General features: G+C 39.8%; 8 protein-coding genes. 3 read left to right on the plus strand and 5 right to left on the minus strand.

The genetic code is table 11. From position 1 onward, the window contains the following. Nucleotides 1–43: 43 nt before the first annotated feature. The 3 genes from RI844_RS10155 to RI844_RS10165 all read right to left on the minus strand — a co-directional run bounded on the left by RI844_RS10155 (nt 44) and on the right by RI844_RS10165 (nt 6,308). Nucleotides 44–970 (minus strand): LysR family transcriptional regulator, encoded by a 927-nt coding sequence (locus tag RI844_RS10155; RefSeq protein ID WP_348394561.1) that lies wholly within the window; start codon nt 968–970, stop codon nt 44–46. Nucleotides 971–1,090: 120 nt separating this feature from the next. Continuing rightward, on the minus strand, nt 1,091–2,698 hold the full coding sequence (locus RI844_RS10160; RefSeq protein ID WP_348394562.1) for a PKD domain-containing protein: 1,608 nt from the start codon (nt 2,696–2,698) through the stop codon (nt 1,091–1,093). Nucleotides 2,699–3,341: 643 nt separating this feature from the next. Further along, the gene (locus tag RI844_RS10165) at nt 3,342–6,308 is read right to left on the minus strand and encodes a TonB-dependent receptor (RefSeq protein WP_348394563.1); all 2,967 of its coding nucleotides are present in this window, start codon (nt 6,306–6,308) and stop codon (nt 3,342–3,344) included. Between the two features lie 888 nt (nt 6,309–7,196). Here RI844_RS10165 and RI844_RS10170 point away from each other — a divergent pair. The 3 genes from RI844_RS10170 to RI844_RS10180 all read left to right on the plus strand — a co-directional run bounded on the left by RI844_RS10170 (nt 7,197) and on the right by RI844_RS10180 (nt 11,158). Then, nucleotides 7,197–8,906, plus strand: a complete 1,710-nt coding sequence (locus RI844_RS10170) for a PKD domain-containing protein (protein WP_348394564.1) — start codon at nt 7,197–7,199, stop codon at nt 8,904–8,906. Between the two features lie 145 nt (nt 8,907–9,051). Further along, nucleotides 9,052–10,587, plus strand: a complete 1,536-nt coding sequence (locus RI844_RS10175; protein WP_348394565.1) for a sodium:solute symporter family protein — start codon at nt 9,052–9,054, stop codon at nt 10,585–10,587. Between the two features lie 169 nt (nt 10,588–10,756). Then, complete coding sequence (locus RI844_RS10180) at nt 10,757–11,158, plus strand: hypothetical protein (RefSeq protein WP_348394566.1); 402 nt, start codon at nt 10,757–10,759, stop codon at nt 11,156–11,158. A 555-nt stretch (nt 11,159–11,713) separates the two neighbouring features. Here RI844_RS10180 and RI844_RS10185 read toward each other — a convergent pair. Together RI844_RS10185 and RI844_RS10190 are read right to left on the minus strand one after the other, a co-directional pair. After that, on the minus strand, nt 11,714–12,820 hold the full coding sequence (locus RI844_RS10185; RefSeq protein ID WP_348394567.1) for an acyltransferase family protein: 1,107 nt from the start codon (nt 12,818–12,820) through the stop codon (nt 11,714–11,716). Between the two features lie 29 nt (nt 12,821–12,849). Further along, complete coding sequence (locus RI844_RS10190; protein WP_348394568.1) at nt 12,850–14,070, minus strand: heparan-alpha-glucosaminide N-acetyltransferase domain-containing protein; 1,221 nt, start codon at nt 14,068–14,070, stop codon at nt 12,850–12,852. Nucleotides 14,071–14,231: the final 161 nt, after the last annotated feature.

Below are 14,231 nucleotides of genomic sequence, written 5' to 3' on the forward strand. Positions count from 1 at the left end.
CATTATCCCGAGTTCAGGATTATGCAGGAAGGAATAATGTTAGCTACGATACTGAATTTTCCAGAGCATAGTGCCAAAGCTGTTCAGCACTTTCAGGCAAAGCTTCACGCGCCCGGAACAGTTTAATGTCGATATCAATTGACCAGCGCAGTTCATTCTCCGGGTTGTCAGCATACGCTTTTACCAGCTTAGAGCTGCTCAGTTCATCAACAATCTGCTGTTCAGGTAACCAGGCAATTCCTCGCCCTTCACAGCACATTTGTTTTAATACGCCAACAAGATATGACTCAAACACCAAATCAAGATAAATGCCATCATGATTTTTTAACAGTAAATGTTTCACCACTTTACCGACACCGGAACTGGCATTGTAGCCTAAATATTTTATCGGCTGTTCGATACTCCCTGGCAGTAGCATTGATGGGCTGTTGTTTTGGGCCGGTGCACATACCGGTATTAAGCGATCTTTGCCGACAACCACAGAATTGTAGTGCTGTTGATTGAGGTTGATTTCAATATTGGGATGGGTATGACACAACATAAAGTGACACTGGCCTTTAATTAAAGACTGTTTTCCTTTGTCATAATGATCAGACTCAAGCCGTGTTCTTAATATTCCAAGTGTTTGTTCAATGTTATTCAACCAACGAGGAAAAAAGTTGGAAGACAAGGTATGAGTGGCCGCAAAAGAAATAATATTTACTGAGTTTAAATTTTCCCGGGCCATTTCATCTTTACATTGGTATAAACGATCTAAGGTTTCATTGGCAATTGGCAGAAACTTTCCGCCAGAATCGGTTAAACATACAGGTGATTCACTGCGGTCAAAAAGCGTGGTACAAAGCCACTCTTCTAATGCTTTGATTCGACGACTAAAGGCTGGTTGAGTGGTTGCTCGTATATCCGCAGATTTTGAAAAGCTGCCGGTATCGACCAAGCTCAAAAAGTCTTGGATCCATTGAATTTTCATAGTGTGTACCTAAAATTAATCACTAAATGTCCAGATAAGACGCTGGAAAGGCAAAGTTTTCTAGCCACAATCGGCGAAGAGCTTCCCTGCTCTTCATTTGCATAAACACAGAATTAATAACTAGTTGCCGGTATCAATTTCTCTTACTGAGAAATACTTGTATTCGGCACTGGCAATGCCAGTATTACGAACAATGGCTACGCCGCCGCCGGTGCTGATAATTTCATTATTACTATAAGCACAACCGCTGACATCAGAAACCGCCCACGAACCGTCATCAACCACTTCACCAACGAGTGTCCAATCGCCGCCATTAGTGACATCACCATTAGAGGTATTGTCGATGTAGACTTCTAACTTAACGTTACTGTCATTATTGAAGTTGTAGGCAATAAATTTCATCCCGATCCATTGCTGTGATGGCAAGCCTGAAGGAAATAACACGTTAGTCCCTGATGATGCACCACCTGGATGTTTCAGCTCTTTGTAAAAATCCCAGTTTCCATCATGTCGAAACCGTGCGTAATAGGTTGTTGCGTCACAAGGGTCGCCATAACTGCTATGGCCATTTGGACCACTGCGTAAACCAATCACTAAACCACCGTTGGCCGCACCATCATTACCGATACGCTTGTAATAAACCGTTGCTTCAACATTTTTAAAAAACTGATCAGGGTTAACCTCTTCTGAGCCTGGATATGGGTTGATGTAAATACGCGGTTGATTGCCGCCGCCCATTTCCATGATGCCATTACCATCAATATCTAGGGCATCGTCACCTCTCTTATGAGACCAGCCGGTGTAGTCATCGGGATCTCTGCCACCGGTGACAGCTCTTACATTGCCATTATCCCAATGCGTAGATTCCCAGTCAGTAAATCCCGTTGCAGTAGGATGCAAAGTGGTGATACCAAAAGAATCCGTACCGGCAGAAATTCCTGAGTCGACGGTGATAACCACATCATCGCTGACAATAAACTCACCATCATCGGCGGTGAGTCTGAGAGTATAAACACCACTATCTGAAAATTCTGCACTGGTATCAACCGCCAGTTCGTTACCAAAAATAACGCCTCCAGGCCCACTTAATAGCGTCCATAACACGGTATGGGCGCCATCATCAGTAACCGTGGCATCTAAATTGGCGCTATTAATGGGTAACACGATACTTTGATCGCTACCAGCCAAAACGACTGGTGCTTGATTTGAGGTGCTCACCTCACTGCGAATAAACATTTCATCAATATAAAGCGTATCTAACGACTTATTGCCCGATGTCCTGTCGGTATCAACCACCCGGATATACACCAGACCTGATATTGAACTAGGCAACGCCGCACTGAGCACGGTATCGGTTTCATTAGTAATGGTGATAATGTCGGTAAAATTTTGATCATCGGTTGAATAAGCAAAGGTAAAATTATCACCTTCACTATTATTATTTCGATGGGCCTCGACAAATAACATGGCAGAGCTGCCGGTAGCTAAATTTATCTGCCACTTATGCTCAAGGTAAGAATAACGCTTACTTGGCTTTCCGCCTGATTCTCGTTCCATTATCTGTTGATGAAGATCATCACTTAATTGCAGATCGAGAAAGCTGCCATTGACCGTGCCACTTATCGCATTTTCAGCAGTTGCGTATTGATCAAGTTGTTGTGCGTATGCAAGTTGTGCAATGACTAAATTTAGCATCATCAACACAGCTGATTTTATTATTATGTTCATCCAGGCTACCCCATTATGTTAGAACGTTAGCAAAATGTAATTTTAATTCTCCTTGATAAAAGCATTCACCCTGGTATCAACGTTTATTGTTGTTAACGTCATATTGCTGATAGTCATCGGTGATTCCGTTTAAAACACCCTACCTCAATCGTTTGAGATTGTAAAGAAAAAGTCAAACACTAGCTGATTCAATGTTAAATCTTTCTGTTTTCCTGGTAATAATCCGTCTTTAAATAGCAAACCAAGCTCAAAATTGAGCCAAACACCGATATTCACATATACTATTGAGAAACAAACGCACCACCTCAATCGATTGAATTAGCGTATCCAATCAACTAACTCACACTTAATTTACAGACTGAGACACCTGTGCCAAACTCATTGACAACGGAATTTATCCCCTCAGACTAAGGGTTGATGATAGAAAATTTACCGGAGGGGTGATTTGCCAGTCAACGTAAGGAATTGAAGCTTGATTTTCTTTAATGATTGCTTACTTTCTGCCTAACTGATGCAACCGATTCATCATCGCTATATGATTAGTAAAAAAGGCGTTAATCCGGTAAAGAATTAACGCCTTTTTTTCATTTATCAGGCAAGCTAATTAACATATTCGCTTGCCATTAAAGGTTTTTGAGGAAAACTATAAGTTTACGCGAACACCTAAATAATAGGTTGGACCATACGATTGATAATCACGTTGACTGCCAACTACTGGCATATCATGAACTACCGGTTCATCGGTTAAGTTACGCCCTTCCAAAGTGACTCTAACGTTTTTATTTAAGCGATAAGTGGCGCGAGCATCAAATACTTCGCTATCATCAATAATGCGTAATTGATTGTTACCGCTTAAGAAGTCCTTATGATAAGACGAGCGATATTTATAGATACCCTGCAACTCTAACTTGCCAATTTTATAGAATAACTGTGCAGAAGCTACTTCCTCTGAAAAGCCACTCATACCAGCAGAAGGGATAATTCCTTCATAATATTCACCATCAATTTCTTTATCACCTAATTTGATATCATGGGTTTCATAATCATTATCAGCATAGTTATAACCAAGTTTCATCCCTAAACCAGCGAAAGGTTGCGGTAAGTATGAAAATACATGAGAAACACTAAATTCAAATCCGGTAAGCGTACTTTCTTCATCGGTGGTTTTATCCTGTGAGACTGGGATAATAACTTCTTCGCCATCAATAATATAACTTTCATCAATCACCGTTGGGATCAAGCCGCCTTCAAACTGTTTATAATAGACTGCGCCGGCAACAATGGTTTCATCGTTGGCATACCATTCAAGCGATAAATCCGCATTCCAAGCACGCAATGGCTCTAAACCTGGGCTACCTTTAGCTTTAACTGACTTAATAGCATCTTCAACGGTTGGAAAACCATCTTCAGAATTATCAGGAGTAAAATCACGACCAGAGCCGAGTTTACTTGGATCAGGTCTAGACAATGCTCGGTACACAGCACCACGCAGTAATAAGTCATCTTGTAGTGCAAGGCTTACGTTAACGCTAGGTAAAACATCGAAATAATCATGTTCAAAATCAACTTCGTTAAAGTCACCAGTTGGGATCAGTTCAATATTACCTTGATCGCCCTGTTCCACCACTTTGTACTCTTCGCGTAAGCCAGTGGCGTAATTTTTGGTTTCTACAAAACGAACACCAAAGTTACCACTTAATGGCAAATCACCGATCTCTGTAGCGAATTCGGCCATGATGTAGGCTGAATTCGTATCTTCATCAACATCGACATGATCAGGACTTCGTAATTGATCAGGTAATCCTGGATCTTCTGAGCCGGTATATTCTCGATATAAACACAAGGTATCAAAAGTAGCCCAAGAAGTGATTGCAGCACCTGAAACGCCATCAAGAAAATCGTCTTGTGGGAAGTCTTGGCGACAAAGTTCGTTAACTCGACGATTTTCGTCGCGATCACCTTGTGCAAAAGACTTTCTGAATTTTTCTTGATCATAAGTCATTTGAGCAATGCGAACACCTGCACTCACTGATGTCAACCAATTACTGTCAACTTCATATAATGCATCGAAACTTGCTGCCGTTATCTCATGCTCTTTTGTGCTTGAGTCACGATATAAATTTAGTGAATCCGCAAACATACTGTGATCGTTTACATCCAAAATACTTGGGTCAACATAAAATGACGGAACATCACCAGCAACCTCATAAGAATAAGGCACCATGTAAGAAACATCAGGAAAAGCTTGCTTAAGAGGTGTTTCATTGCCATAAATATCGTACTGTTGGGTGCGCAACCTTGCTCGGCGATCTAAGTCTGAACGTGTTGTACTCGAGTATGATAGGTCTGCAGTTAGTGTTAGTCGATCAGAAGCAACCCATTCAACCTCAAAACCAACGCCTTTATACTCTTCTTCTCGCATATAATAGCGATCTTGAGTGGAAATGGGACTGGTGCCGCTGTAAGACTGTAAAACACCCGCATCATTAAAAATAGGGTTAGGGCCAACTCTGCGAAGATCTTCAAATACTAGTTGATGTCTGTCTTCAATATATTCCCGCTCAGAATATTGTAAATCTAAATTAAACTCTAATTCATTATTAGGCTGCCATTGCATTGCAGAAAATACCGCATTACGCTCATCTTCTTCACCTTGCTGTACAAGTGCATATGAGTTGGTTGCTAAATAAAACGGGTTATCTCTATTGGAGTTTTCAGGAAGAACCTCATTAGGTTTGTTGTTACAGCGAGGATAACGGTGACCACCGCTCTCAAGTTCAGGTACCACGGTTGCATCACAAGCACTCCAAGCAGAGCTACCATTCATTCTATCTTGTGGGTTAGACACTTCATAACGCTGTACGCCAAACGTCAAACCAAAATCACCCATTTCGCCTAAATCGAATTGGTCGACGTAAGATAAAGTACCTTTACTACCCCACGGGTCAGCATTATCCATTTCGTCAGCACCCTCGCTATGACTTCCCTTCACCTCAAGCTGAATGCGTTGTTTACCATAATCAAGCGGACGAACACTACCGATTTCAATCACACCGGCAATGCCACCTTCGACTAAGTCTGCACGTTGCGACTTATAAATTTTAATGCTGTTAACCAACTCAGATGGGAATTGACTAAAGTTTACCGTACGGTTACCAGTGCCGTTAGTGGCATCACGCCCGTTAAAACGCGTTGCGCTAAGCTTAGGGCCAAGACCACGAAGCGACACTTCTGTGCCGCCACCTTTAGCGCGGGTAATACCTGCACCAGTAATCGTGCCAAGCACATCACTTAACGAGGTAGCCGGTAAATTACCAATATCTTCTGTTGTGATAACATCAACAATAGCGGTTTCAAATTTCTTTGCCGCAATAGACTCTTTGAGTACGTTACGATAGCCCTCAACTTCAATAACTTCAAGCTCTTTGGCTTCTGCTTGCTCTTTGGTTTGGTCTTGTTTTTCTTCAGCGATTGCCGAAGCGCTTAATACTGGCAAAGCTAAACCTAGGCATAGCACTGGTAAACATATTTTTTTTGAATTAGCTGTCATTAAGTGCTGACTTATTAACTTACTTAATTGTTTTCTTTTTGTAGTTAGATGCTTATTCATCATTTTCCCCTTTAGTAGTAATCATATCATTTTGCTTAATGTTCAGATTAATTAATTCTCGATAAAACTAAATCCATACACCTCAAACAAATCCCACATACCTCAAACGTTTGAGTTAAGTTAAATTAAAGAAACAATCTTGTCAAGCAATTATTAACAAAAACTACTATTTGTAAAATTTTGGTAAAATAGAAACACCAACAAACAAACATAAACACATAACAAACAATAACTTAACTGATTGACCAGTCATTTACATTGAGCATTTAAAATAAATTTAGCATTAAAAATAAACACCTAATACGTTTGAGTAAAATGACTTTTGGGTGGATATGGCAATGCAAAATAGGTCTTTACTCTTTGATTAGTGATGCTTGCTTTTGTGCTTTTGCTCAGACACAAGTGGCCTTTCTTACTATCAGCAAATTTCGAAAAAATGCCGCTATCAACTATACTCAAAAAGTTTGAATCCACTGAATTTTCATAATGCTTACCGATAAAAGTTAAAAGATGAATATACGCATTTGTCTAGAATAAATAACCAATGGAGAGTAATTCTTCTATTGCAAATTGGTACATGCTTGACGAGTTGTATTGTTTTTTAACAAGCGAGTAGTAAAGCGCAGTAGCTGTTATTAACTTGTTGACTTTAGTTAGCATTCAAGTCCATTAACCTGAACTGCGCAGTTGCTCATATAAAGCCTATGTGTCATTTAATCGTCTTCCTCCTTGTATTTACTCAATCGTTTGAGGTAGTATGTAAGATATACCGAAATAACTAGCTATATTTGCAGTTATCAGCTTAGCGCTCGTATTCATTGTAATACGGTACTCGTGTTGAGCAGGGATACGTCCAGACAGAGTGTCGAACTAATTGGAGAATATTTAATGAAAAACATAGTTAAGCCAGTTATGGCTATAGCACTATGCTCAAGTCTCGTTGCTTGCGGTGGGAGCTCCGGAAAAGGTACGCCAGCCGAAACACCAAATCAAGCACCTATAGTATCGGCGGGTGAAGATCAAAGCATTACTTTACCTGACGGTACAATACATTTAGCAGCTACTGTTACCGATGATAACTCCTTTACGGTGCTCTGGACCCAAGAGTCAGGCCCAACAAGTATATCTTTTAGTACTCAATCAGCAACAGATACTAATGTAGTGTTCTCAAAAAGTGGCACCTACACATTGAAATTAACGGCAGATGATGGTGATTTTACCGTTAGTGACGATGTGGTAATCACGGTTAATAGTAACCAGGCGCCCGTTGTGATGGCAGGTATAGATCAGAGCATTGCATTTCCTAATAACACAGTAAATCTAGCGGCAACAGTTAACGATGATGGCAATTATTCTGCGTTATGGACAAAAGTATCAGGCCCTGGCAATGTTATTTTTTCTAATGCATTTTCCGATACTACCAGTGCAGAATTTTCTGACAACGGCGCATATACCCTAAGGTTAACAGTCGATGATGGTGAGTTTATTGTTAACGACGATGTGGAAATCACGGTTAATAGTAACCAGGCGCCCGTTGTGATAGCTGGCATAGACCAGAGCATTTCATTTCCTAATAATATTGTAAATCTAGCTGCAACAGTTAACTATGATGGTAGTTATACTACGTTATGGACAAAAGCATCAGGTTCTGGCAGCGTGATTTTTACCAATGAGTTTTCCGAAAATACTAGTGCTGAATTTTCTCAAAGTGGCATATATACTTTGAGGTTAACAGTCGATGATGGTGAATTTGTTGTTAGCGATGATGTTGTTATCACTGTAGAGTCAGACTTTGACTCATTTGGTATTAGCAAATTATATAAAACCGCAACTGGCTTTATTGATTGGGAGTCAACGGCTTGGGACAATGGTTTTGCAAGAACGATTTATGGCAGAGATTATAGCGATACCACTGGTTGGAGTCAGAAACGGGGTGATGACGTTTTAGAAATTGATGGTAATGGCATCATGGAAATGGGCGGCGGCAATCAGCCACGTATATATATCAATCCGTATTCGGGTTCAGAAGAAGTTAACCCTGATCAGTTTTTTAAAAATATTGAAGCGACTGTTTATTATAAGCGAATTGGTACCGATGGGGCTACAAATGGTGGTTTGGTAATTGGCTTACGTAGCGGACCTAATGGCCATAGCGACTCGGGCGACTACTGTGATGCAACAACTTACTATGCACGCTTTAGGCACGATGGCGACTGGGATTTTTATAAAGAACTTAAACATGCTGATGGCGCAAGAGCAAATGTTGCCTCGCTCTTCCCTGGCAATTTACCTTCCGAGCAATGGATAGGCATGAAATTTATCGCCTATAACATTAATAATGATAGCAATGTAAAGCTAGAAGTTTATATCGACAAAACCTCTAATGGTGATGTCACTAATGGTGGCGAATGGACACTCGTAGGTGAAATGATTGATGATGGTAGCTGGAGCGTACCTGAAGATGTGTCTAGTTGCACCTATAGTGACAACCACATAATCACTACCGGTGGTGGCACAGTGCTTATCCGCAATACCGGTGTATTAAGCGCTGAATATAAGTATTTCTCAGTCAGGGAAATTGATGCCAATATTAATTAGGCTTCATTTTAACTGGGTGTATTAAACAGATAAATACTAATAATAGCCAACCTAGAGCAATTGAAGTTGGTTATTGTTTTTAACAGGTTTTTTAGCCTTAACCTTTTGAGTGAATCTCAAAACAAAGCAATAAGAGGAATATGTTATGCAACTTCTTGACTGGGTGGCTTTGGTCGTCTTTTTTTTAGTTATGGTGGGCATTGGATTTAATGCTTATAAACGTATTAGTGGTTCGAAAGATTTTTATGTGGCGGGTGGTGGCTTGCCCTGGTGGTTAGCTGGTGTTTCCCATCATGTGTCTGGTTACTCAGGTGTTGTCTTTACAGGCTATGCGGCAATAGCCTACGCGACAGGTTTTAATTTATACATCTGGTGGGCACTAAATGTATCATTAGCTTGTTTTGTCGGTGCGTTACTAGTTGTTCCTCGCTGGGCAAGATTACGTAAGGCATTGAATATCCAGTCTCCTACTGAATATCTAAAATTACGCTACGATGTAAAAACCCAGCAAATCATTGCTTGGCTAGGGGTTGTATTAAAACTTCTAGACACAGCTGCAAAATATGCAGCAATTGGAGTTATTTTATATGGATTTGCTGGTGTACCTATTCACTACGGTATTTTAATTGCTGGTTTCGTCGCGATGCTTTACGTGACAGTTGGTGGGTTATGGGCTGATACTATGAATGATTTTTTCCAGTTTATGGTTCAGGTTGCCGCTGGTGTAGCCATGTTTTTCATTATCCAAAGTGAATTAGGCGCAGTAGGTACAGACTATTTATCAATGTGGGATCAACTACCTGTTGGTAGTGGTAACTGGTTTAATGGTGAATATACCCCTATGTTTTTTATCAGCTTTAGTTTGGTTATTTTCCTTAGCTATACAGGGGGAACTTGGAATCTAGCTTCTCGCTTTATTGCTTCGCCAAGTGGTAGCCATGCAAGAAAAGCGATGTTTTTATCATCCGCACTCTATTTGATTTGGCCTTTGATTTTATTTGCTCCTATCTGGGCTTCTCCTATCTTAATTCCTAATCTAGAACTAAGTCAGCAAACGCAAATTTATTCTATCTTAACCTTACAATATCTACCTGCTGGACTTGTCGGTATAGTCTTAGCTTCAATGTTTGCGGCTACATTGTCGATGGTTGCTTCGGATGCGAATGCAATTAGTTCTGTCCTCTCTCGTGACATATTGCCATTGATCAGTAACAAGTTTCAAAATAAAAACGGCGAGACACCGTTAAAAGTTGCTCGATTAGTAACCTTTACCTTCACTGTTGCTACTATCATTATCGCGCTAAATAACGATTATTTTGGTGGCATAATTGGGCTAATCATAGTGTGGTTTGGTGGTTTGATTGGTCCTGCTTCTATTCCAATGGTGTTAGGTCTATTACCATTTTATAAGTACTGTGGTCCCAAATCAGCGCTCGGTTCAATGGCTGTTGGTTTAGCTGTCTTTGTAGGTACTAGACTCTTTATCACTGATCCATCAATGGCATTGGCTGTTGGCGGTCCTGTTAGCAGTTCTTTGCTCTTCTTTAGCCTCGCGGCAGTGGTAAATCGAAAGCATGCCGTTAAACCAGAGATTGAAGAGCTAATGATGAAGTTAAGTGCAGATGACACCAATGACGCCAATGATGCCGATAATACGTTAGAACTAGCAGAAAATAGGTAATAATGACGTATTCGTTTGTTTCAGGAGATGCTACGTATCTTGAAAAAGCTCAGCATCTCTTTGATACGATTAAACATCGCTTGCAGTAAGGTGCAGTTCGCAGTGAACCGTACCCTGCCGCAGCGGGTTCAAACAAGAAACTATAAACTTAAAAAAGAACACAGAATATATGCGTACCCTCATTTTTCTCATCACCTTATGGTTAATACCCACTTATCTATTTGCTCAACCGTCACAAGTACCTGTAGAAACTTATGGAAAATTACCGAATAAAAGTATGCTGGTATTATCTCCTAATGCCGAGCGCATGGCCTATCGGGATACCTCTAATGACAAAGATTTAATGGTAGTTATTGATCTGGCAAAACGTTCAATACTAGCCGCCATTGATGTATCAACCGTAAAGCCTACTAACGTTTATTTTATTGATAATGACAGACTGATTTTTAAAACTTCAGATAAAAAAGTAACTTTCATTAAATTAAAGCATGGCGATCACCACTTGAGCAATGCCGAAAACCGGATGAAAGCACTAAAAGTAATGGATAAATTTATTAAGCAATATATTTAATACCAATCTGCATAAAGAATGGTATAAGCTGGAATGCGATTCATTTTTTGGTCATTAGAGTCTGTTGACCTTTGCTTAACATGGTGTGTTTTCACCTTGGATAAAGCTGATATCTTTAACCCAATGTTCACTTAAAACCCAACTTCAGAGTGCAAGGGCGATAGTTATTATCTAGGGCTCTGTCAAACTCCCTAAGCCCTATGCCCACGCTCAAAATATAACGATTATCTCGCCAAGTTAGGAACAAGAAAAAACTCATAAATAAGGCTCACTTTAGCAGCATTTAGCCAATTTAATGAAGCAAGGCTAACAATATGATTTGTCGCTTTATTTACCTAACTTTAAAACTGCTAGCATTAAACGTTAGACTACCCATCATTATCATTGTAAAAGACGAATAGTAAGCCGTATAAGCTATCGCAGCCTATAGACAACCATAAAAATACCTAGCATTAAATCTTAATGCTAGGTATTTATCTATCAAATTATGCCTTGTATCTACAGTAGCTATTGATAGCTGTACATCACTAGATTACCTTACTTCATATCGCCCTGCTATATTTTGACAAAAAGTCGATTTTTATAAAGCACATACAACAAATACCAAATGATACCCCATGCACCAAGCGCTTGAAAAACGCTGTACCACTGCTCAGGTAATGGCGCATAGATACCACCAAACAGCTTGTGTGATATTGGTCCAAATTTAATGAAATGATATAAGAAATATACCGTTAACGAGTTCAAACCGATCACTTTAAAGAAGAAGGCCCATTTCTGGTAACCTTTCACGTCTATCAGCCAATAGAAAGCCGCCATCAGCATAAAGCTCAACCCGCTGGTTAACATAATGAAAGAGCTAGTCCAAAGTTTTTTATTGATTGGGAAATGAAGTCCCCATACCACACCAATAGCCGCAATTCCTGCGCCCAAAGCTAGTAGGGTTAGCGCTTTTTCATTACCATTTTTGCTTTCTTGTAGGATCTTGCCCGCCAAACAACCAAAAACGGTGATACAAAGTGCCGGAAATTGCGTAAGTAGACCTAATTCGTCATACGTTCCATTAAGCAACCGACCAGGTAATAGTGCTCTATCGATCCAACCGACAATATTGCCTTCAAAAGATAAATTTCCGGCACCATAACCAGGAACAGGCACTAAAAATAGGATGGCATAATAGGACAGCAATATGCCCGTTATCCAGTAAACTTGTCCTCTGGCTGAATAGTTCAGATAAAGCAGTGCCCCGATAAAAGAAGCAAAGCCAATTCGCCCTAACACACTAACAAAGCGAATTTGTGATGGGTCAAAAATTGGCGTTGCGGTATTTTTAATGAGAATGCCTAAACCAATCAAAATCAGCATTCTGATAGCGACTTTCTTATAGAGAACAGTTTTACTTAAACCTAGCTCAATGCCTTTATTTAAAGAAAAAGACATTGATACGCCCGTAATGAACAGAAACAATGGCATGATAAGGTCCCAAAACACAAAACCATGCCAAGGTACATGTCGAAATTGAGGCAAGATTGCATCAACCCAAGGAAGCCCGGTTATTCCTTGCATCGCTAAAAATATAGTAGCGCCTCCAGCAATGAAAAACATATCAAAGCCCCTTAGGGCATCGATAGATAATAGGCGATTGTTGTTAGGTTTTGTCAACTGATACTACCTCGTTAGCAATGCTGTAGTTAAACTTTTAATTTAATGTTTACTCGACCAAGTAATCCGGTTAAATAAATCACCAAGTAAGCGAAGAGTAATGATTTCAATATACCCACATAGCCTGTTGTCAAATATTCCGGTAATTTAAGGGCAAGTAAAGCAATAACGGGGTAAATAATATAAGGCAATAAATAGCACGTTAGGGTACTGGTACCCGCGGGTGCTATAGGGGCAGCCCATTTTTTTAATTTGAACTTATCAACGACAACATAAAAAACTGCTAAACCGATAAACCCTATGCCTGCACAAATACCGGTAAAAGAAGGCGTAGTTCTAATTTTTGAAATTCCGCCCCAATAAGGCTTGAGTAAGAAGCCATAAAGCAAAGAAGCGGCGCCTAAAGCCAATAGAATGTATAAAAACCATTGCTGTTGTCCATTTTTACTTAAGCGTAAATAAATGACTGTTGCTAGCACGCCAGACATCACTAATGCATACCTTGAAGAACTCACTATAAAATCTATTACTGGACGTCCCTCACCTTTTGCTGGAGTTCCCTCAATAAAAGCACCAAACTCCTGAACATTAAAAAAGTGCAATAAAACTACTGTGGCAGCTAGCAAGGCAATGCGCTGGCCGATAACCAAGTAAAGTAGCGAACTAACGAGATAAGCCCAACCAATTGCACCTAATATTCCCCACCAATGTACTTTCATCCAGTGTGGATTGTCAATTGACCCGCCTTGATAGGTTATAGCTAACGTTGCAAGCAAGGCAATACCAGTAAACTGCAGAAGCTTAACCTGCTTTTGACTTAGAATAGTAATAGAACGATAGTGCATCCAAACTAAAAAGATGCCGACAGCCATTAAAATTTTCCATAGGTATTTATCGATGAGAAGTAAATCGGTATTAAGGTATTTATAGTTAACCATAAATAAACCCATAGTAACTAAGGCAATAGTTCTAATAGCAATATTTTTGATAATCTTAACGGTGCCACTTTTATTTTCAACGCTACGATTAATGGCAAGCGGTATAGATAAACCAACGATAAAAAGAAATATCGGAAAAATAGCATCCGCAAAGCCAAGGCCATCTACATTAATCTTCACGTGCCCGAGCCATGAAGGGACATTCGACAAAGTCCATAAATCGTTGACGAAAATCATAAAAAACATCGTTACGGCTCTAAAAATATCAATAGAGTCGATTCGATTATTATTAGAAAGATTACTGTTACTCATCATTAACACCCATGCAATTAGCTTTATTCGTTTCGCGTTTCTTTGGTTATATTTTAATTGCGAAACTAACCTCAAACGTTTGAGTTAGTGTATATCGAGCGGTAACTCGCTGTCAACATCTAATTAAGTAGGTAAAAATTTCCTAAAATGTTGGCCTAAAG

It is taken from the genome of Thalassotalea fonticola, from assembly GCF_032911225.1.
GTDB lineage: Bacteria > Pseudomonadota > Gammaproteobacteria > Enterobacterales > Alteromonadaceae > Thalassotalea_A > Thalassotalea_A fonticola.